The sequence below is a fragment of the Paenarthrobacter sp. NPDC090520 genome (assembly GCF_044769205.1).
Taxonomy (GTDB): Bacteria; Actinomycetota; Actinomycetes; order Actinomycetales; family Micrococcaceae; genus Arthrobacter.
The window spans coordinates 1-19,595 of sequence record NZ_JBIVXM010000025.1; the positions used below are offsets into that span (position 1 = coordinate 1).

Consider the following 19,595-nt stretch of genomic DNA (forward strand, 5'->3'; position numbering starts at 1 on the left):
TCAACGCGTTCGCCATCACGTTCGCCGGACGGTTCGAAAGAACCACCAACTAATGAAAACCGCCGGAACCCACACACCGTATATCGGACAGACCCCCCACCCCCTCAAAACGCGCTTAAATGCGACCCAGTTGGGTTAAGTTGGCGCAGGGTTAAGCGGACTTGCGGGCTGCGCGTTCCACGGCTTTGCGGGAAAGGTGCCCGTGGCCTGCCATGAGTCGCGGGACCACCACATACACGGCCAGCGGGACCACGAGCGCCGTCAACAGCAGGGCGCGGAACACGGGGTGCCATGGTTCCATGATCGGGCCAAGGGCGAGCATGCCGATCGAAACCAGCGGGAAGATCGCGAGCCACGTGATGAGGGCTCGGGTGTGGATCGAGGGCATCGGAGGACGGGCCGGCGCGGCGGGTACGGCAGTGGTTTCGGGTGAGGCAGGGGCGGTCATCGGATTCTCCAACCAGATAGTTGCAATTGGCTTGGGACTACCATAACCGGGCCTCCAAGCAATTACAACCACTTGGTTGGAAACTGGTAATATGACCCTATGGCGTGGGACACAGAGCGGACCAAGGGACTATTGCTGGAGGCGGCAACGTCAGAGTTCTGCGCCCGCGGTTTGGCGGGTGCGCGCATTGACCGGATCGCCTCCGAGGCCGGGGTCAACAAGGAGCGGATCTACCAGTACTTCGGCAACAAGAACGCCCTCTTCGACGCCGTCATCGTCAACGCCCTGAGCACGCTGATGGACGAGGTCCCCATCGAAGGCGCGGGTCCCGAGGCGATGGCCGACTATGCCGGGCGACTCTTCGACCATCACCAAAAGGACGCCACCGCTCCACGGCTCCTGTTCTGGGAGGGCCTCGAACGGGGAACCGAGGTGGTGGGACTGCCCAAGCGGATGGCCAACTGCGCTTCCAAAGTGAACAGCACCATCGCCGCCCTCCCGGGGGTCTCAAGGGAGGATGCCGGAGACCTCCTCATCACCATCGTGAGCCTCTGCGACTCCGCCCCCGTATTGCCCGCGCTGGACGGCCTGATGGCTGGCGATGAGCCGGGCAGGGCGCAGAAGCGGCGTTCCGCCGTCGTACGGACCGTCTACCTGGCTGCCTCCGCGCTTGCCGCCGAAGCAGCGGAGAGTACCCCGGTTTCCTAGGGTCCACTACCACTTGTCACCCCGTATGACAGACCAGTCACTGAAAATGACTTTCGTGTGGACTAACCCACTAGCCAAGCAGGGGTTCCATGAATCATGCTTGCACCATGTACTCAACGACGAGCCCATACCGCATCATTACGGTCTGCACCGGAAACATCTGCCGCTCACCCATGGCAGCACTCATGCTGGCCGAAGCCTTCGAAGCGGAAGGGCTCGGCGACCTGGTTGAAGTGGACTCCGCAGGCACCACAGGGTACGAGGTGGGACACCCCATCGACCCCCGCGCAGCCCGCGTCCTGGCAGCCCAACACATAGCCTCCGAGGACCATGTTGCCAGGGAATGGCGGCGCGAATGGTTCTCCGAACGCGATCTCATCCTTGCGCTGGACGTTGACCATTTCGGCTGGCTCCAGGAAGGCGCACCGGACCACGAGTCGCTGGAAAGGGTGCGGATGTTGCGCAGCTTCGACCCCCTCATGGCAGGCCGGAGTTCCCTCGATTTGGGCATTGAGGACCCCTGGTACGGCGGCCATACCGACTTCGACAACACATGGACGCTCATCAAGGGCGCGCTGCCCGGAATCGTGCGCCATGTCAAGGCGGCGCTGGCCAACCAAGGAAGCGAGCACCAGCAGGTAACCTCTATGTCATGACCCCTGCACCCGTGATCATTGCTGTCGACGGGCGGTCCGGCGCAGGCAAAACAACGCTCGCCGTCGAGTTGGCCGCACGCCTTCGGGAGCACCACAAGGTATCCCTGTTCCACCTCGAAGACATCTACCCGGGATGGAACGGGCTGGCAACGGGCATCGAACGTTATGTGGACACCGTCCTTGTGCCGCTCCGTGACGGACAGGCCGCCGAATGGGTCAGCTGGGACTGGGAAAACCACGCGGACGGTCGGGCGCAGGTCACCCTGCCCGCGGAAATCGTCATTGTGGAGGGCGTCGGGGCGGCCGCCGAAGCCGCCAGGCCCATGCTGGACGCCGTCGTGTGGGTGGAATCGCCGGGTGAGGACCGCCGTCGTCGGGCGTTGGACCGGGACGGCGGCACCTACGAGCCATTCTGGGACACGTGGGCCGCGCAGGAAGACGCCTGGCTCACCGCCGATCCCGTGGCCGAGGCCGCAGACATCCGCGTGCAGAACTCTGCCGACGGCAGCGCACCCACCGACGTCCTGCAGGCCATGACATACCTTTCACCGCTGGCCCGCCTCCTTTCACCGGAGCTGAGCGCCCGGCGCGGCCTCCAGCTCCGATCAGAGATGATCCCGGCCTCCCCTGATGCCGAGGCGCTGTTCCACGAGTTGTACGGTTCCTCGGACAACGCCGTCTGGCTGGACTCCTCCAACGCGGCGACGGCCATCACCGGTGGAACGCAGGCCGCCTCACGCAGCCGCTTCAGCATCCTCGCGGACGACGGCGGGACCTTCGGCCAGTCGGTGCAGCACCAATCCGGGACTACTTTGGTGACGGCCCGTTCGGCGACAGTCCGCACCTCCGGCCCGTTCTTCCGCTGGCTGGATACGGTCTGGGGCCGCCGCGCTGTGCGGTCCCCCGAGGGCTACGACTGCCAGTTCACACTCGGCTGGCTCGGCTACCTCGGCTACGAACTTAAACGGGAATCGGGCGGAAACGATGTCCGCTCAGACACTCCTGACGCTGCTCTGCTCTTCGCCGGACGCGCCGTGGTCCTGGATCACCGGGAGCACACCGTATGGCTGCTCGCCCTGGACGCGCCCGACGCCGATGCCTGGTTCAGCGCGGCCCGCACCGCCGTCGCGGCTGCTTCATCAGGACACGGCGGGGGTGTGCATCCAGCCACGGTCCATCCAGGCCACGGACGGCGTGCGGCCGGCGTCCCGATAGCGCCAGGCGGACAGGCCGCCGTCGTGGTTTCTGCGTTCGAGTGCCGCGACTCCGCCACCGACTACAAGCGCAAGATCGTCGAAGCCCAGCATGAAATAGGCGAGGGCAACTCGTACGAAATCTGCCTCACCACCACGCTTGAGGCGTCGGCGGGAGAGCTGGATCCGTGGCAGGCCTACCTGGCATTGCGGCGCCGGAACCCGGCACCGTTCGCCAGCTTCCTGCGGTTCGGCAGCCTGGCGATTGCCAGCACCTCTCCCGAACGCTTCCTGCGGATCCTGTCCGACGGCGGCATGCGCGCCGAACCGATCAAGGGCACCCGGCGCCGGTCCACCGATGACGGCGAAGACATCCGTTTGCGGCACGAGTTGGAAGCCTCGCTGAAGGACCGGGCCGAGAACATCATGATCGTGGACCTGCTGCGAAACGACCTCAGCCACTACGCAGTCCCGGGTTCCGTGACGGTGAGCCGGCTCTGCGCGATCGAAAGCTACGCCACCGTGCACCAGATGGTCAGCACCATCGACGCCCAGCTGAGGCCCGGCGCTCCACGCGCCGAAGCCGTGGCCGCCGCGTTCCCCGCCGGTTCCATGACGGGTGCTCCGAAGATCAGCACCATGGATATCCTCGATCGCTTGGAGGCCGGCCCACGCGGGGTCTACTCGGGTGCCGTGGGCTATTTCTCGATGAACGCCGCGACGGACCTCGCGGTGGTGATCCGCACCTTGGTGGTCAACCGCGACGGCGGTGGCGGACGCACGCTGAGCCTGGGGGTTGGCGGGGCCATCACGGCCGATTCCACCCCGGACGACGAGTACGAGGAAATCCGGACCAAGGCGTTTGGCGTGCTGTCAACCTTGGGTGCCGACTTCCCCTCCTAGCGGGATACCGGGCTACTGCAGGGTCGCGGTCAGCCTTGCCACGTTATCCACATACTTGGCCAGCGGGGGCCTGTGCACCCAATCCTCGAGGGTAAGCTCACGGGACACCTCGCGATACGTGGATTCCACGGCCCGCATGAGGTCCACGGTTTCGGAGCCCAGGAGCATCACTGAAACCTCCATGTTCAAGGAGAAGGAGCGCATGTCCATGTTGCTGGAACCCAGGACGGACACCTCGTCGTCGATGGTGAAGTGCTTGGCGTGGAGGACGTACGGGGCACGATACAGGTAGATCCGGACCCCGGCGTCCAGGAGCGCCTCGTAGTAGGAGCGCTGGGCATGGTGGACCAGGAACTGATCGCCCTTCTCGGACACGAACAATTCCACGTCCACTCCGCGCTGCGCAGCCGTCGTGATCGCGTAGAGCAGGGAATCGTCCGGCACGAAGTAGGGGCTGCAGATGGAAATTCGGTGCTGTGCCGAGTAGATCAGGGTGTTGAACAGGCGCAGGTTGTTCTCCGTTGAGAACCCGGGCCCACTCGGAATCACCTGTGCCGTGACGTGCCCGGGGTTGGGCTCTGTGGGCAACCGCAACTGGTCCTCCAACGACTCGTCGGTTTCGCTGAGCCAGTCCGTTGCGAAAACGACATTGAGCGTTGGGACGATCGGTCCTTCGAGGCGGGCCATGAGCTCCACCCATTTCCGTCCGGCCTTGCGGTGCTTGGGGTTGTTGTAGGACGGCTCAATCAGGTTCTGGGATCCGCTGAACGCGAGGACACCATCGATCACCAGGATCTTGCGGTGGTTACGCAGGTCCGGCCGGCGCCACTGGCCGTGGATGGGCAGCAGTGGCAGCATGGGCTTCCACTGGATCTTGCTGGCCTTGAGCCTTCGTACCAGGCGGCGGTACCCCTTGATCCGGAGCGTGCCGATGTGGTCGAAGAGCAGCCTGACCGTAACGCCCCGTTCTGCGGCCTTTTCCAGTTCCGTGAGGAGGCCGTCCGTCACGAAGTCGCTGCTCATGATGTAGAACTCGGCGTTGACGTAGCTCGTGGCACCTTTGATGGCCTCGGTCATCGCCTTGATGGATTCCTGGTAGCCGGGAATGAGCTCCACTTTGTTGCCGTCCACCATGGGCAACGAGCCGAGCCGATGATTCAGTTCGCTGGCAGACTTTACCCATTCCGGGCCGGAATACATGCTGGCCGGGTCGGCCAGCTCCGAGGTGACCGAACGTACCCGGTGGTTGACGGCTTCCTGTTGTTCCCGCCTGCGCTTGGACAACTTGAAGTTGCCGAACAGCAGGAAGAGGACAAAGCCCACAGATGGAACCAAAAAGACCGCAAGGAGCCAGGCCATGGCCGTTGTTGGGCGCCGGTTGCCCGGGATGATGCCCAGCAGGACGATGCGCATGATAACTTCCGCGATGGCCCACACACCCAGAAGCCACGTCCACTCAGGGCCAAGCGGAAACGGAAAAAGCACTCGAGAAACCCCCACGGTCCAACAACCAACGTTGACCACAGCCTATCCGCCCGCCCGCGCGGGACGGCGCCACTAAGCTGGGAACATGACTTCTCCAGCGCCGACGGTCCTCGTTTTCCTTGATCCCGCTTTCGAAAACGGCCGCGTTGCCGATTCCAGCCAGCCCCAGCTCATGGCTACGGACCTGGGCGCCACCCGTGGCGATGGAGTCTTCGAATCGCTTCTTGCCGTCCAGGGCCGTCCGCGCAAAGTCCAGGCACACCTGAACCGCCTGGGCAGTTCCGCAGCCGCCCTGGACTTGGCCCTTCCTGACCAGGAATCGTGGCGCAAGGCCATCGGGACCGCAATCACCGAGTTCCGTTCCACGCACCCCGCACCAACGCCGGAAGAGGACGAGGTAGTCGTCAAGCTGCTGGTCACCCGGGGTGTGGAAGGTGCCACGAGCCCCACCTGCTGGGTCCAGGCTTCGCCCTCACCCGCGGGCAGCCGCCGGCAGCGCGAGACGGGTATCGACGTCGTTCTTCTTGACCGCGGCTTCGACACCGAAGCCGGCGAGCGCGCGCCCTGGCTGCTGTTGGGCGCCAAGACGCTCTCGTATGCCGTGAATATGGCCGCCCTCCGTTACGCCCACAAACAGGGTGCGGACGACGCCATCTTCACCTCCACGGACGGCCGTGTCCTTGAAGGGCCGACGTCAACTGTTCTGCTGGCCCATGTGGAGACGATCGACGACGGCGACGGTTCAGCCCGCACGGTCCGTCGCCTGATCACGCCGCAACTGGACAGCGGCATCCTCCCGGGCACGTCGCAGGGCGCGCTATTCGCGGCGGCCAAAGCTGCCGGCTGGGAGCTCGGGTACGGGCCGCTGGTGCCGGAGGATTTGTTCGACGCCGACGCCGTGTGGCTGATTTCCAGCATCCGGCTGATCGCACCCGTGAACCACATCAACGGCAAGGAGATCGGCTCTCCGGCCATCCGGAAACAGCTGACGGCCGAGCTCAACGAGTTGTTCGCCGGCATCGAGTAGGCCGTGGGTGAAGACTGCCCGCTTGGAACCTAGCAGGCAGCAAGTAAAGTAATCGCTCGCGTTACCTTTTGATGAGGAACTCTTATGCTCGGCAATGGCTGCCGCATGCGTTCATTCGGGTTCCTTATCCTCCTTGAACCAGGCCCTCCCCGTGTGATGAACCTTGTTCTCGTGTTAGTTGGGTCACTCCCAACTGGCGCTGCCTTCAGACTTTGCCGTCCAACTTCCCGGAGGGAACATGGGACTCAGCTCCCCCACACAAGCCGAAACATCGGCAACCGAGGTGTCCTCGGAACAAGGCGCCTCCACCGCAGGCCTCCGCCGGTCCATGGAGGCCCGGCACCTGGTGATGATTGCCATGGGAGGCGTCATCGGTTCAGGCCTGTTCGTCAGTTCCGGTTACACCATCGCCACCGCCGGACCGCTGGGAGCCGTGATCGCGTTCCTCGTTGGCGCCTTGGTGGTCTACCTTGTGATGGCCTGCCTCGGGGAACTCGCCGTTGCGTTCCCCGTCTCCGGTGCCTTCCACATCTACGCCGCCCGGACCATAGGGCCGGCCACCGGTTTTGCCACGGCGTGGCTCTACTGGCTTTGCTGGGCCGTCGCCCTCGGTTCCGAATTCACTGCCGCCGGACTCCTGATGCAACGCTGGTTCTCCGGCGTCGACGTCTGGATCTGGTGCTTCGTCTTCGCTACCGTGCTCTTCACCCTGAATGCCATCTCATCGCGTGTCTTTGGCGAATCGGAGTTCTGGTTCGCGCTGATCAAGGTTGCCGCCGTCGTCGGCCTGATCATCCTGGGCGGTGCCGCCCTGTTTGGTTTCCACCCGATGGCCACCGGCGGCTATCCGTCCCTGACCGAGAACTTCTCCACGGACCAGGGGTTGTTCCCCAACGGTTTCACCGGCGTTTTCGTCACGTGCCTCGCAGTGTTCTACGCCTTCTCTGGCTCGGAACTGATCGGCGTCGCTGCCGGCGAAACGGCCGACCCCGCCAAGAACATTCCCAAAGCCATGCGCACCACAGTCATCCGGCTCCTGATCTTCTTCGTCGGCGCCATCACCGTCATCGCCGCCACCATCCCCTACGAGAAAGTCAGCGTGGACGAGAGCCCATTCGTCACAGTCTTCTCCATGCTGGGCATTCCGTTTGCCGCCGACATCATGAACTTCGTTATCATCACGGCGTTGTTGTCGGCGGGCAACTGTGGACTCTTCTCCTGCGCCCGGATGCTGTTCTCCCTGGCCGACGAAGGCCACGCACCCAAGGCGTTCCGGAAACTGACCAAGCGTGGCATCCCGCTCGTGGCACTCTGTGTGAGCATGCTCGGTGGCCTGGCATCCCTGATCAGCAGCATCGTGGCTCCCGCAACGGTGTACTTGGTGCTGGTGTCCATCGCCGGCTTCGCCACTGTAGGTGTATGGATGTCGATCGTGGCATCACACTTCATGTACCGGCGCACGTTTGTCCGAAACGGAGGCGACCCTTCAACCCTCGCGTACCGGGCACCGTTGTTCCCGCTGGTGCCGATCGTGGCCTTCGCCCTCTGCGTTGTCTCGTTGGTCGGCATCGCGTTCGACCCCAACCAGGTGGCCGCCCTGCTGTTCGGTGTCCCCTTTGTGGGTGCCTGTTACGGCTTCTTCTACTTCAAGTACGGACGACGGCGGCAGCTCGCCCTGGTGGGTACGGAGAAGGACCTGGAGGCTGCGGCGAAGGACTAACTGGGCCCCTGACCTTCAGGCTGCGGAAAGGACCCAGCAGGCTCCCAACCTTCCCGGCCTAAACCAAGCTCTGCGAGCCTGGGCTTCCATCGCTGCGAAGCAGCCCCTGTGCAACCGTTCCAGGTTGCCCAGGGGCTGATCCTGTGTGAAGTAAGCTCACGACGCCTCGGGGGGTGTACCGCCACGACCCACTTTGCTGCTGAAAATGCCCAACACGCCGGGAAACCTTGGCTTTCAGGCGCGGTCGGCGCTCAAAGAAGGTCGTGGCGGTACACCCCTCAGGCCCGGCCCTTACTTCTTGGCCGCCCTGACGGGGTGCTCGCTCAGGATAGATAGACGGTTGAAGGCGTTGATACCAATTGCCGCCATGCAGATGACGCTGATCTGCTCTTCCGAATAGTGCCCACGCGCCTCTGCGAACAGCTCAGCGCTGGGCCGGGATGAGCTCATCCGGGTAATCTGCTCGGCCATCTTCATGGCCACAACCTCGGAGGGCTCGAACAGTGGGACTTCCCTGTACACGGCCACCAAGGACAGCCGCTGTTCTGTTTCGCCGTACTTCAAAGCCCGACGATGATGCAGGTCCAGGCAGAATGCACAGCCGTTGATCTGCGAACACAGGTAATTGATGAGCTCCAAAGTTCGGCGCGGGATGCCGATGCGGTCGGCTTCGTCAACCAACTGCTGGGAGTAGTGGGTGAGCGTCGCGTAGAGCTCGGGTTGTAGCTTGTCCAGATAACCGGCAAGGCGCGGCGTTGTTTCCTGTTCGGGCATATTTGGAGCTTAATGCACAGGCCAGTGAGAGAGCGTCGGCGAAAACCGGGCGGGAGGTGAGAGAGCGTCCGCAGGAACGGGCGGTTAGGTGAGAGAGCGTCGGCGAAAAAGGGGGATTCGGTGAGAGAGGGTCCTAGTTGCGGGGGTCGGGGGTGTCGGCGGCGAGGCGGATATGGTTCTCGGCCAGCCACGACGGGTTGAAGGCCTTGCTCAGGTAGTTCGTGCCGGCGTCGGGGGCTATGGCCACCACCACGGAGCCGTGCGGCGCCGCGCGGGCCACCCGCAAAGCGGCAGCCACGGTGAGCCCGGACGACGGCCCCAAGGACAGTCCTTCCTCGTCGAGGAGCCGGTGGACCACGGTGTACACCTCGTCGTTGGGGATGCGCAGGAAGCGGTCCACGATGGAGCGGTCGAAGGCTTTGGGCCACTCCGATTGCGGCCAGGAGTTGCCCACGCCGTCAACCAGGATCTCTCCGGGGTGCCCGCCACTGTAGGCGGAGCCGTAGGGATCGGCGCCCACCACTTCAACGTGGCCGCCCGGGCGGAGGGCCGCTGCTTGTTCCTTCAGGTAACGCCCGTTGCCGCTGATGGTCCCGCCGGTCCCGATGCCCGCAACGAAGTGTGTGATCAGCCCACCGGTTTGTTCCCAGATCTCCGGCCCGGTGGTTTGGTAATGCGCCAGAGGGTTGGCCGGGTTGTCGAACTGCATGGGCCGCCACGCACCGGGGGTCTCGGCCGTGATCCGGGCGGCCACTGCCCTGGCATTTTCCGGCGATTCCGAGGGCGCGTTCCAGTCAGTCAGGATCACGCGGGCGCCATAGTTGTGCAGCGCGGCGAGTTTCTCCTCGGAAATAGTGTCCCCGGTAACCACCACCACCGGATGGCCGGTCAGGTGTCCGATCAACGCAAGGCCAATCCCCGTGTTGCCGGACGTGCTCTCCACAATGGTCGCCCCGGGCCGCAGCTCACCGGATCTCTCGGCCGCCCTGACCATGCTCAGCGCGGTGCGGTCCTTGATGGACCCGCCCGGGTTCTCCGACTCAAGCTTGACGTGAATGCTGCTGCCCAGGCCCCTGCCGAGGTTTTCCAACTTCACCAACGGGGTATTTCCCACCTTGTCCAATACGGAGGTATCGAGCCCGTCGGGCACGCCCATTGCAGCATGCACCCCGTGCCTGCGGGCTGCCGTGGTCACCATGATTCGCCTCCGTCCGCCAGGGCAACGCCTGTGTCAAGGTCGCTGCTTGTCCGTTCATCTCCCTGCCCCACCCGTACTTCCGCCACTGCTTCGCGCAGCGCACGCCGTGCCCGTTCAACGAGTTCAGGCGCCGAGGGCCGCTCCGCCAGCACATCGGCCATGCGACCCACGACGGCGGCAGTCCCCTTCCCGAGCGGTTGCGCGGCTCCCGCTTCGAGCAGCAGGTATGACGCCGTCAGGGCTTCAATGGCCAGCAGTTTCTCCAAGGCGGCCAGGGACTTTTCGAGTTGCTGCAGGGCAAGTGGCGCCAGGGTCGAATGGTCTTCGACGTCGGCGGACAAGGTTGGCGCTCCAAGCGTGGCCGGAGCCGCGAGGAACTTGAGTTCGGCCAGCAGACCGGCCGCGGAGTACCACAGCAAACCGGGAAGCTCCTCCTGTGCCAGGCCGGAACCGGCGGCCGCGGCAGCCAGGTGCTTGGCCCGGATGGCACGCTGCGGCGGATACAGCTTGGCGATCCGGCGTTCGCTGGAGATCCCCACATGTGCCAAGGCCAGGCGAAGGCCTTCGAAGGACAAGGCAAGCTGCATCGGCTGGAAGTTCCCACCGGAGACCATCTGTCCGGACTCAAGGTCCACCAAGGGATTGTCGCCGCGGCCGTTCAACTCCACCTCGAGCGCCGAGCGAAGCTGCGCAACCAAGGCCCGGAACGCTCCGTGTGTTTGCGGCGCGGCCCTGAAGGACAGGGCGTCCTGCACGGAAACCTCGGGACGGACGTCTTCCAGCCACCCGCCACTCAAAAGCCGACGGACGGCGGCAGCCGATTCGCGCTGCCCGTCCACCGCCTTGGCCGCCTGGATTGCCGGCGAAAAGGGACTGAGGTTCCCGCCGCCGTCGTACCTTGCGATGGTTTCCAGGGACAACGCCAGCCCGACGTCGGCAAGCCGGGCCAGCTGCTGCAGCCGAACCAGGGCGAGCACCCCGGCACCCACGGAGTAACTGTTGGCACTGACCAGCGGGAGGGCCTCGCCGGCCGCGAGAGTGAGGGGCTGCAGGCCGGCGTCGGCGAGCGCTTTGGCGCCGGGCACCAGGGTGCCTTCGGCGTCGAAAGCTTCACCTTCACCGATGGCGACGGCGGCGACGGCGGCAAGCTGGGTCAGATCGGAAGAACCCACCGAGCCCTCGGACGGGATCGCGGGGTGCACCCCACGGTTCAGGAGTTCGGCGTAGAAGCCTGCTGTTTCGGGACGGACGCCGGAACCGCCGCGGCTGAAACCGATGAGCCGGGTGAGGATGACGGCGCGGGCGGCGGCAAGGTCCAGATAGGGACCCACTCCGCTGTTGTGGTAGCGGACCACCTGCACCTGGTAACTGAGGACGGACTCCTCCTCCACGCCAGTGTCCCGCCCGGAACCCAGCAGGGTGTTGAGCCCGTAGACGCGTTGTCCGGACGCGGCCGTCTCTTCGACGATCTCCCGCGACCTGCCCATCAATGTCAACGCATCATGGTTGAGTTTCACGTGAAACGCCGGATCAGAGGCGACGTGGGCCAAGCGTTCGGGAGGCACAGCGGCGGTCCCGATCACCAGTTCCTTGGGCACGGGGGCCATGTCAGAAGTCCAGGAGGTTCTGGCGGAAACCACCGCTGCCGTAACTGCTCCTCAACAGCCCGCGGCGCCGAAGCTCCGGGGTGAGTTTGTCCAGCACGGAGTGGACCGTCACCGGATCCACAAACCCGGAGAAGAGGAAGCCATCACCGCCAACCGCTTCCCCGGTCTCCTCGAGGTAATCAGCAATCTCTTCCGTGGTGCCGATGATCGAGTCTCCGGCTCCCCCGCTGCGGGCCTGCAGGATCTGGCGCAACGTGGACCCTGGAGGGGCTGCCTTGGAGAAGTGTTCCAGTGTTCCCTGGTTGCTGTTGGTGCTCAGGGTGGGGAGGGGCTCGTCGAGGTCGAACTTCTTGAAGTCGATCACCGAGAGGTAGGAGATCGAGTTGAGTTGGCTGTCGATATCCCGTTGTGTGAGCTCCCGGCGCTGCGCCCTCAGTTCCTCCGCCTCTGCAGTGGACCCCACCACGGTGGGCTTGAGGACGAAAAGGACCTTGACGTCGTCGGGGTTCCTGCCCGCCTTCGACGCCTCCTCGCGGATGGAATCGCGGTAGGCCTTCATGCCGTCCACCCCGCGCGCCAAAGCGATCGCCACGTCCGCGTTTCCGCCCGCGAACGCCTTGCCGCGGGGCGAGGCCCCGGCCTGTACCAGCACAGGTTCCTCCGGTAGCGGGGCCGTATTGAGGGGTCCACGAACCTTGAAGAAGTCGCCCTGGTGGTTGATCGGGTGAACCTTGGTGTGGTCCGCGAACCTGCCGGCCTCCACGTCCTCAAGCACAGCGCCAGGTTCCCAACTGCGCCACAGCCGCCTGACGACGTCGACGAACTCCTCAGCCTTCTCATACCGCAGGTCGTGCTCGATCTGTTGGTCCAGGCCATAGTTCTGGGCGGCGAGGTCGCTGCCCGAAGTGACGACGTTCCACCCGAGCTGCCCCTCGGAGAAGTGCTGGAGCGTGGCGAGGAGCCGCGCCGCGGTGAAGGGCGGGTAGAAGGAGGCGCTGACGGTCGGAACAATCCCCAGGTGCTGCGTGGCCGAGAGCAGGTACGGAACCAGGGCCAGGGGGTCGTGCTTCGGTGCGAAGGATGCGTGGGCCAAGGACACCTCGGCGGTGCCGCCGTAGGTATCCGGAACGGTGAGGGAATCCTCGATGATGAACAGGTCCAGCCCGGATCGCTCGAAGGCCCTGACGGCCTCCTGGTACAGCGCGGGTTTCTTCCAGTCGTAACCCAGGCCGTAGCCGGGCGTCCCCCAGCCTTGGACTCCGAATCCGTGGCCCACGAACCATCCAAAATGAAGCATGGGCTTGAGTGTAGAACTGCTGTGTCCGTTCACCGCGACCTGATTTCATGCGAAGTTACAGGGGGTCGTACTGCGTCAATTATGCTCCCGCGGCGTCACATTTGGACCCCGTTCGGCCCGCCCCGGGGAGGCACCGGTTACGCAACATGACGACGGCGGTGCAGTCGCCAAATGCGGCTTCCCGGCCGTGGATGTTACGTTTTTCTTGAGTAATGAGCACCAGCGTTAAGCCCTGACTTGCTGGTCGGCAACCCTCTCCCGCGGCGGGGTGCCTCAGGTGACTACTCGGCGTCTTCGAACTTCGAACTGCAAGCGTGACTGAGGAGCACCACGAATGCCTGAACCCACTGAAGAAAAACTCTCCTACCGCCTGATCACGGGTCCTGATACCCGTGAATTCTGCGAACGGATCTCCGCTGCTTTGGCCGAGGGCTACGTGCTGCACGGCAGCCCGGCGGCCACGTTCAACGGCGAAACCGTCATCGTGGCGCAGGCCGTGATCCTGCCCGCTGCGGTAGCCAGTGCGGACGCAGCTGTTGCGAGCGCCGTGGACGAGTTGGACAACTACGAGGAAGCATTCGAGGGCCACGCATGAGCTACGCAGGGGACCTGACCCCGCAGGACGCGTGGGCAAAACTTGAAGACGGCGCCATCCTGGTGGACGTGCGCACCGAGGGCGAATGGGCCCACATCGGTATTCCGGACACCAAGGCCACGGAGAACGATCCCCTGTTCATCCAGTGGAACCTCGCCGGCGGCATCCCGAACTCCCGCTTCCTGGAGGACCTGCAACAGCAGGCCCCCGAGGGCGACGGCGTGGAACTCGTTTTCATCTGCCGTTCCGGCCAGCGCTCCATCGCTGCTGCCATCGCCGCTACTCAGGCCGGCTTCACGGCCTACAACGTCCTTGAAGGCTTTGAGGGCGAACCCGACCGTTATGGCGAACGCACCGTCAACGGCTGGAAGAACCGTGGCCTGCCGACCAACCTGGGGAACGACTAAAAGTGACTTTCAATCCTGACGCCGCCGGCTGGAGCCCTGACACCCAGGCCGTCCGCGGTGGCCTTGACCGTACCAACTTCCAGGAAACCGCAGAGCCGGTTTTCCTGAACTCCGGGTTCGTCTACGAATCCGCTGCCGCCGCGGAACGCGCCTTCACGGGCGAAGACGAGCGCTTCGTCTACTCCCGCTACGGCAACCCGACTGTGGCCACCTTCCAGGAACGCCTGAGACTGCTGGAAGGAACCGAGGCATGCTTCGCGACGGCGTCCGGCATGTCCGCGGTCTTCACTGCCTTGGGTGCCTTGCTGGGTGCCGGTGACCGTGTGGTTGCCGCCCGCTCACTGTTCGGCTCCTGCTTTGTGATCCTCAACGAGATCCTGCCGCGCTGGGGCGTGGAGACCGTTTTCGTTGACGGGCCGGACCTGGACCAGTGGCGTGCTGCCCTGTCCGAGCCGACCACAGCCGTCTTCTTCGAGTCCCCGTCCAACCCGATGCAGGAAATCGTGGACATCCAGGCCGTCAGCGAACTGGCCCACGCCGCGGGGGCGACAGTCGTCGTCGACAATGTCTTTGCCACTCCCCTGCTGCAGCGCTGTGGCGACCTGGGCGCGGACGTGATTGTCTACTCCGGCACCAAGCACATTGACGGCCAAGGGCGCGTCATGGGCGGGGCGATCCTGGGCACCAAGGAATTCATCGATGGCCCGGTCAAGCAACTCATGCGCCACACCGGCCCCTCCCTTTCCTCGTTCAACGCGTGGGTGCTCACCAAGGGCCTCGAAACCATCGGGCTGCGCGTGAACCACAGCTCGGCTTCCGCGCTGAAGATCGCCGAGTGGCTCGAGCAGCAGCCGGCCATCAGCTGGGTCAAGTACCCGCTCCTGAAGTCGCACCCGCAGTACGAGCTCGCCACCAAGCAGATGAAGGCCGGCGGAACCGTGCTCACGTTCGAGCTCTCGCCGTCCGGTGGCCGGACGGCCAAGGAAGCAGCTTTCGCGCTCCTGGACGGGCTGAGCGTCATCGACATCTCCAACAACCTGGGCGACTCCAAGTCCCTCATCACCCATCCGGCCACCACCACGCATCGCGCCATGGGACCGGAGGGTCGCGCAGCGATCGGGTTGAGCGATGGCGTGGTCCGGTTGTCCGTAGGCCTTGAGGACGTGGACGATCTCATCCTGGATCTGGAGAAGGCCCTCAAACAGGTCTAACCTTCATGCCATGAGGCATCCATACCGCCGGGCGGGGGCTGTCATCGTCGCGGGTTCCGTGGTGTGGTTGGTGGGGATTTCACCCGTTCCGCAGGTCTACACCACACAGGATCCAGCCGAACGCTTGCGGCTGCTGATGCGTGGCGAGCGGGGCTGGATCATGGGGCACCACCTGGCTGCCGCGGGAACTGCTGCCGTGCCGATGGGGTTCGCAGCCTTCGCCCGGGCGCTGCCTGGCGGAACGGCCAAGACCTTCGCGCGTGCGTCCGCTGCAGCATTGCTGGCGGGCGCACCGCTGTTTGTCTACAGCCTGTCGCGCAGGGCATCGGACCTTGAGCGTTTCGCCTACCGTCGAGGGTCCAACGCACCGTTCCTTGGGTATTCCTGGCTACACATTGCCGGGCTGGGCGCATTGGGCGCGGGCTTGCTGCGTTCGCCGGCCAAGCGCTGGGTAGGTCTCACGGCTTCGGGCGCTGCCTCGGTCTTCGGCATCATCCTCCTGACCGCCAAGGACATTCCGCCGTTCGTCTTCTACCTCACGGAGGGACTCGTGGGGGTTTTCTTGATCGCTTGGGATGACGAGACCGGGTCAGGCCCGCCGGACCCGGCCGAGGATGGGCGCGGGATCGCGATGGGCGTCGGCTGACGCCCCGCGCATGGTCAACCTGGCGGCATGCCCGACGGCGGCCGCGAGGGCTTCCGGGGTTGGCGGGCTCTCCGGGTGGCTCTGGTGTTTGCGGTTGAACCGCGTCACAGCCTCTCTTTGCTCGTGGGCACCGTTGCCGCGCTCCAGGATATCCGCGATCCCGGCTTTGACCAGGCCCAGCTCTCCTTGATCGTCAAGGACCGGGCTCAGGTAGTCCACCAGGGCCCACACCACTTCGGCAGCCGGTTCGGGACGGAACTCCCCGAAGTCCAGCAGGTCACCACGGAGGCCTACATTGCTGGCCTGCCAACTGGCCATGCGCAGCAGCGCCGTGGGCACCGAGGAGGGCTCAACGCCGTCGAGCATTTCCAAGGAAGCCGTCTCAACCAAGGCCCGCACCAGCACTGCAATCAGGGCCGCGTCCTCTGACCGAAGGCAGACATCGGCCACACGGACCTCCACCGTGGGGTGGGTCCGCGAGATGCGTGCATCGAAGTAGATCATGCCTTCATCCAGGAGCACCCCTGTGTCCAGCAACCGGCTCACCATCCGGCGATAGGCCGTCAACGAACCGAACACAGCCGACGGGCCGGAGGTGGGCCATCTGTTCCAGGCCTGGATGCGATAGCTGTCAAAGCCCGTGGGAAGGCCGCGCCAGTAGGGAGAGTTTGCGCTCAAGGCCGTGAGGACCGCGAGCTTGTCCCGGATATGGTCCAGCACCACCACGCCCTCCTCCGGCGACTCAACCGAGGTGTGCACATGGAAGCCGCACGTCAATTGCTCATGGGCCGTCAACCCGAACCGCTCCAGCATCTCGGCGTAGCGGGGATCGGGCGTGGTGTGGGTGGTGGATGCGAGGGGCGACGTAGCCAGGGCTGCTATGCGGGCACCGTGTTTACGGGCAGCCTCGCTGGCCATGGCCCGGCCGCGCCGGATCTGGTGCAGGAGGTCTGCGTAGCTGTGGCACGGCCGTGTTTGGGTTTCGATCTGCTCGAGCTTGAGTTCGTAGCTGAGCCCGGTACCTGTTTGTTGCGGGTGGCTACCATTGAGCAGTGCATCCGCGAGGGCCAACGGTTCGCCCGTCACGGGATCGACGATGAGCAGTTCTTCCTCAACCCCGAATGTCCGCATGCTTCATTTTGCGCTCCGCGCTCCGGCCGCGCACCCCTTCCCGCCGTTCGCACCAGGTAGACCTGGAGCGCCGGGCGGAAACCGGCGCGGCCGGGTCGAGCCAAGGGAGCGAATGGCGCGAACGGGTGCGCCAGCAAAGCTAGTCCTGGAAGTACTCCACTTTCGCTCCAATGGTGTTCAAACGCTCGGCCAGATCCTCGTAGCCGCGCTCGATCACGTAGATATTCCGGAGCTCGGAGGTTCCGCGGGCCGCGAGCATGGCCAGGAGCAGGCAAGCCGCCGGACGAAGGGCAGGCGGGCAGCCGATTTCCGCTGCGCGCCACTTGGTGGGTCCATTGACGTAGATACGGTGCGGATCCAGGAGCTGCACCTGGGCGCCCAGTTTGTTGAGCTCTGTGAGGTAGATGGCCCGGTTTTCGTAGACCCAATCGTGGATCATGGTCTGGCCCTCGGCGTTGCCCGCGATCACGGCGAAGAACGGGAGGTTGTCGATGTTCAGGCCGGGGAACGGCATGGGGTGGATCTTGTCCTGCGGAGCCCGGAGTTCCGAAGGCTTGGTGGTCACATCCACCAAGCGGGTGCGGCCATTGCGCGCCTTGTACTCGCCGGAGATCTCCAGCTTCTGGCCCATCTGCTCCAGCGTGGCGAGTTCGATTTCCATGAACTCGATCGGCACGCGGCGGATGGTCACCTCGGAGTTGGTGACGATGCCGGCGGTGATGAGGGACATGGCCTCGATGGGGTCTTCGGACGGGAAGTACTCGATGTCCACGTCAATGCTGGGACGGCCCGTGATCCGCAGCGTGGTGGTGCCGATGCCCTCGATGCCGACGCCCAATCCCTGCAGGTAGAAGCACAGGTCCTGGACCATGTAGTTGGGGCTGGCGTTGCGGATCACGGTGGTGCCCTCGCGGTGCGCGGCGGCCATGATCGCGTTTTCCGTCACGGTATCGCCACGTTCGGTCAGCACGAAGGAGCGGTGGTGCCCGTCAGCGGGAGGAGCGGCCACGGAGTAGAAGCCGGACTTTGCCTCCACCGTCAGGCCGAACTCGCGCAGTGCCTGCATGTGGGGTTCCACGGTACGGGTGCCAAGGTCGCAACCGCCGGCGTAGGGCAGTTGGTATTCGCTGGTTTCGTCCAGGAGCGGGCCGAGGAGCATGATCACGCTGCGGGTGCGACGGGCAGCGTCCACGTCCATCGAGCCAAGATCCAGGACCTCGGGCCGGCGGATGCGAAGGTCGCTGCCGTTGAGCCACGTGCATTCGACGCCGATGGACGTCAGCACCTCCACGATGCGGTTGACCTCTTCGATCCGGGCCAGGCGCCGCAGCGTGGTGGTGCCACGGTTGATGAGGCTGGCACAGAGCAGGGCGACGCCTGCGTTCTTGCTGCTGTTGACGTCCACTTCCCCGGAGAGGGTGCGGCCGCCCTCAACCCGGAGGTGCGTCATTTGGGGCCGGCCCACTTTGACAATGGACCGGCCAAAGATTGCTTCCAGTCTTTCGATCATCCGGAGGCTCAGGTTTTGCCTGCCTTGTTCCATCCGGGCAATGGCGCTCTGGCTGGTTCCCAGCTCAGAAGCGAGTTGTCCTTGCGTCCAGCCCTTTTCGCTGCGGGCGTTGCGGAGCAGGAGGCCTACGTGTTCTGGCGTAGCTTGCGTCATACCCAAGAAATATCACAAATGATCTATGGGTGCCGATCAAAACGCCGATTCAAGGACAAACATCACACCGTACCCGAACTGTGCGATATAAAAGCACGACGGCGGAACTCACCAAAGCATCAGGCCCGCCAATATCCCAACGCGTCGATACGGCGCTTGTCCACGCCCAGGACCTTGCGCAGGTGTTTCACGATTGCCCGCGTACTGGAGGCTTCGCACGCGATCCAGAAGAAGTCGTCCTCAAGCGAGACCTTATCGTGCGTGAGCGCCGAGCAAACTTCGGCAACCAAGGACGCGCCATCGCCCTTGCGCGGAACCCAGCTGACGACGTCAGCCCCGGACGTACGCACCTCAAGCGAGGGGTCGGCGTCGTGCTGATACTCAAGCCACAGCGTCGCGGGCGCGGTGACGCCGGATGCAGGGCGCGCGTCGAGCAGCGAATTGATCGCCGGAATGGACGCAGGATCACCCACGACCCAGAGGTGCCGAGGGGCCGGCGGGAAATCAAAGGCACTGCCCTGGACGGTAGCGTCGATGGTGGCTCCCGGCTGGACAGTACGGGCCCAATCGGCGGCAATGCCATCATGCATGGCGAAGTCCATGCTGAAGGTCCCGGCGCGGGCATCCGGGTTGACCAAGGTGTAGGCACGCTGGTGGCCCTTGCCGGCATCGTCGAACCAGAGGCGGATCCACATGGTGGGGTGGGGTTCGCTGTCGATCAGCAACCCGCCGTCCGTGACATGGATGCGCAGGAAATCCGGCGAGATTTCCTCCCTCCCCGTGACTTCCAGCGTGAAGTCCTTGGCGCCCATGACTTTGAGGACTACGCCTTCCCAACTGCGCTTCACGCAACACTCCTTCACGAACGCCGCCGATTTTGCGAACCCGGCACAAGCACCTATCTTGAACTTAAGTAAGCCTAACCT

18 protein-coding genes and 1 riboswitch are annotated in these 19,595 nt (G+C 64.4%); of the genes, 9 read left to right on the forward strand and 9 right to left on the reverse strand.

Annotated elements, in window-relative coordinates; genetic code table 11:
- Window positions 1–151 precede the first annotated feature (151 nt).
- On the reverse strand, window positions 152–448 hold the full coding sequence (locus tag ACIQTZ_RS21180; protein WP_402983748.1) for a hypothetical protein: 297 nt from the start codon (window positions 446–448) through the stop codon (window positions 152–154).
- A 99-nt stretch (window positions 449–547) separates the two neighbouring features.
- Here ACIQTZ_RS21180 and ACIQTZ_RS21185 point away from each other — a divergent pair, with 99 nt between their 5' ends.
- From ACIQTZ_RS21185 to pabB, 3 genes are all read left to right on the forward strand, one after another.
- Complete coding sequence (locus ACIQTZ_RS21185; protein WP_402983751.1) at window positions 548–1,156, forward strand: TetR/AcrR family transcriptional regulator; 609 nt, start codon at window positions 548–550, stop codon at window positions 1,154–1,156.
- A gap of 107 nt (window positions 1,157–1,263) precedes the next feature.
- The gene (locus tag ACIQTZ_RS21190) at window positions 1,264–1,812 is read left to right on the forward strand and encodes a low molecular weight protein-tyrosine-phosphatase (RefSeq protein WP_397325691.1); all 549 of its coding nucleotides are present in this window, start codon (window positions 1,264–1,266) and stop codon (window positions 1,810–1,812) included.
- Window positions 1,809–3,908, forward strand: a complete 2,100-nt coding sequence (gene pabB, locus ACIQTZ_RS21195; RefSeq protein ID WP_402983754.1) for an aminodeoxychorismate synthase component I — start codon at window positions 1,809–1,811, stop codon at window positions 3,906–3,908. Before ACIQTZ_RS21190 ends, pabB begins: the two co-directional genes overlap by 4 nt.
- 12 nt (window positions 3,909–3,920) lie before the next feature.
- Here the strand turns inward: pabB and cls are convergent, their stop codons facing one another.
- The gene (gene cls / locus ACIQTZ_RS21200) at window positions 3,921–5,393 is read right to left on the reverse strand and encodes a cardiolipin synthase (RefSeq protein ID WP_400337013.1); all 1,473 of its coding nucleotides are present in this window, start codon (window positions 5,391–5,393) and stop codon (window positions 3,921–3,923) included.
- 85 nt (window positions 5,394–5,478) lie between these two features.
- Between cls and ACIQTZ_RS21205 the strand changes: the two genes are divergently transcribed.
- Both ACIQTZ_RS21205 and ACIQTZ_RS21210 read left to right on the forward strand, forming a co-directional pair.
- Entirely contained in the window at window positions 5,479–6,420 is a 942-nt protein-coding gene (locus ACIQTZ_RS21205) for an aminodeoxychorismate lyase (RefSeq protein WP_402983757.1), read from the forward strand.
- Between the two features lie 238 nt (window positions 6,421–6,658).
- Window positions 6,659–8,140, forward strand: coding sequence for an amino acid permease (locus ACIQTZ_RS21210; RefSeq protein ID WP_402983760.1), 1,482 nt, complete (start codon window positions 6,659–6,661; stop codon window positions 8,138–8,140).
- Window positions 8,141–8,431: 291 nt separating this feature from the next.
- Here ACIQTZ_RS21210 and ACIQTZ_RS21215 read toward each other — a convergent pair whose 3' ends face one another.
- The 4 genes from ACIQTZ_RS21215 to ACIQTZ_RS21230 form a co-directional block, all read right to left on the reverse strand.
- Window positions 8,432–8,914 carry a carboxymuconolactone decarboxylase family protein gene (locus ACIQTZ_RS21215; RefSeq protein ID WP_402983763.1) on the reverse strand — a complete coding sequence of 161 codons (483 nt, stop codon included), beginning with the start codon at window positions 8,912–8,914 and terminating at the stop codon, window positions 8,432–8,434.
- A 133-nt stretch (window positions 8,915–9,047) separates the two neighbouring features.
- Window positions 9,048–10,112 (reverse strand): PLP-dependent cysteine synthase family protein, encoded by a 1,065-nt coding sequence (locus ACIQTZ_RS21220; protein ID WP_400337021.1) that lies wholly within the window; start codon window positions 10,110–10,112, stop codon window positions 9,048–9,050.
- On the reverse strand, window positions 10,106–11,719 hold the full coding sequence (locus ACIQTZ_RS21225; protein ID WP_402983766.1) for an aromatic amino acid ammonia-lyase: 1,614 nt from the start codon (window positions 11,717–11,719) through the stop codon (window positions 10,106–10,108). The genes ACIQTZ_RS21220 and ACIQTZ_RS21225 overlap by 7 nt, the downstream gene beginning before the upstream one ends.
- Window position 11,720: 1 nt before the next feature.
- A complete protein-coding gene (locus tag ACIQTZ_RS21230) occupies window positions 11,721–13,049 on the reverse strand; it encodes an NtaA/DmoA family FMN-dependent monooxygenase (RefSeq protein WP_402983770.1) in 1,329 nt (442 codons plus the stop codon).
- A gap of 175 nt (window positions 13,050–13,224) precedes the next feature.
- Window positions 13,225–13,337: riboswitch (SAM riboswitch) on the forward strand.
- 13 nt (window positions 13,338–13,350) lie between these two features.
- Here ACIQTZ_RS21230 and ACIQTZ_RS21235 point away from each other — a divergent pair.
- Genes ACIQTZ_RS21235 through ACIQTZ_RS21250 form a run of 4 tightly spaced genes read left to right on the forward strand, consistent with a single transcriptional unit; the run spans window position 13,351 to window position 15,875 of the window.
- On the forward strand, window positions 13,351–13,611 hold the full coding sequence (locus ACIQTZ_RS21235; RefSeq protein ID WP_402983773.1) for a DUF1737 domain-containing protein: 261 nt from the start codon (window positions 13,351–13,353) through the stop codon (window positions 13,609–13,611).
- A complete protein-coding gene (locus ACIQTZ_RS21240) occupies window positions 13,608–14,018 on the forward strand; it encodes a rhodanese-like domain-containing protein (protein ID WP_397325702.1) in 411 nt (136 codons plus the stop codon). Before ACIQTZ_RS21235 ends, ACIQTZ_RS21240 begins: the two co-directional genes overlap by 4 nt.
- Before the next feature lie 2 nt (window positions 14,019–14,020).
- Window positions 14,021–15,229, forward strand: coding sequence for an O-succinylhomoserine sulfhydrylase (locus ACIQTZ_RS21245; RefSeq protein WP_400337029.1), 1,209 nt, complete (start codon window positions 14,021–14,023; stop codon window positions 15,227–15,229).
- Between the two features lie 10 nt (window positions 15,230–15,239).
- Entirely contained in the window at window positions 15,240–15,875 is a 636-nt protein-coding gene (locus tag ACIQTZ_RS21250; RefSeq protein WP_402983776.1) for a hypothetical protein, read from the forward strand.
- Here the strand turns inward: ACIQTZ_RS21250 and ACIQTZ_RS21255 are convergent.
- The 3 genes from ACIQTZ_RS21255 to ACIQTZ_RS21265 form a co-directional block, all read right to left on the reverse strand.
- Window positions 15,819–17,006 carry a glutamate--cysteine ligase gene (locus ACIQTZ_RS21255; protein ID WP_402983779.1) on the reverse strand — a complete coding sequence of 396 codons (1,188 nt, stop codon included), beginning with the start codon at window positions 17,004–17,006 and terminating at the stop codon, window positions 15,819–15,821. The two genes, ACIQTZ_RS21250 and ACIQTZ_RS21255, sit on opposite strands and share 57 nt — an antisense overlap.
- A gap of 139 nt (window positions 17,007–17,145) precedes the next feature.
- The gene (locus ACIQTZ_RS21260) at window positions 17,146–18,669 is read right to left on the reverse strand and encodes a UDP-N-acetylglucosamine 1-carboxyvinyltransferase (RefSeq protein ID WP_397325706.1); all 1,524 of its coding nucleotides are present in this window, start codon (window positions 18,667–18,669) and stop codon (window positions 17,146–17,148) included.
- Between the two features lie 119 nt (window positions 18,670–18,788).
- Window positions 18,789–19,517, reverse strand: coding sequence for a siderophore-interacting protein (locus tag ACIQTZ_RS21265; RefSeq protein WP_402983782.1), 729 nt, complete (start codon window positions 19,515–19,517; stop codon window positions 18,789–18,791).
- Window positions 19,518–19,595: the final 78 nt, after the last annotated feature.

Coding starts and splice junctions, on each gene's coding strand:
- ACIQTZ_RS21190 (WP_397325691.1), top strand. CDS start 1,264: ATGTACTCAACGACGAGCCCATACCGCATCATTACGGTCTGCACCGGA.
- ACIQTZ_RS21260 (WP_397325706.1), bottom strand. CDS start 18,669: ATGACGCAAGCTACGCCAGAACACGTAGGCCTCCTGCTCCGCAACGCC.
- ACIQTZ_RS21235 (WP_402983773.1), top strand. CDS start 13,351: ATGCCTGAACCCACTGAAGAAAAACTCTCCTACCGCCTGATCACGGGT.
- pabB (WP_402983754.1), top strand. CDS start 1,809: ATGACCCCTGCACCCGTGATCATTGCTGTCGACGGGCGGTCCGGCGCA.
- ACIQTZ_RS21220 (WP_400337021.1), bottom strand. CDS start 10,112: ATGGTGACCACGGCAGCCCGCAGGCACGGGGTGCATGCTGCAATGGGC.
- ACIQTZ_RS21215 (WP_402983763.1), bottom strand. CDS start 8,914: ATGCCCGAACAGGAAACAACGCCGCGCCTTGCCGGTTATCTGGACAAG.
- ACIQTZ_RS21225 (WP_402983766.1), bottom strand. CDS start 11,719: ATGGCCCCCGTGCCCAAGGAACTGGTGATCGGGACCGCCGCTGTGCCT.
- ACIQTZ_RS21205 (WP_402983757.1), top strand. CDS start 5,479: ATGACTTCTCCAGCGCCGACGGTCCTCGTTTTCCTTGATCCCGCTTTC.
- ACIQTZ_RS21250 (WP_402983776.1), top strand. CDS start 15,240: ATGAGGCATCCATACCGCCGGGCGGGGGCTGTCATCGTCGCGGGTTCC.
- ACIQTZ_RS21185 (WP_402983751.1), top strand. CDS start 548: ATGGCGTGGGACACAGAGCGGACCAAGGGACTATTGCTGGAGGCGGCA.
- ACIQTZ_RS21240 (WP_397325702.1), top strand. CDS start 13,608: ATGAGCTACGCAGGGGACCTGACCCCGCAGGACGCGTGGGCAAAACTT.
- ACIQTZ_RS21210 (WP_402983760.1), top strand. CDS start 6,659: ATGGGACTCAGCTCCCCCACACAAGCCGAAACATCGGCAACCGAGGTG.
- ACIQTZ_RS21180 (WP_402983748.1), bottom strand. CDS start 448: ATGACCGCCCCTGCCTCACCCGAAACCACTGCCGTACCCGCCGCGCCG.
- ACIQTZ_RS21255 (WP_402983779.1), bottom strand. CDS start 17,006: ATGCGGACATTCGGGGTTGAGGAAGAACTGCTCATCGTCGATCCCGTG.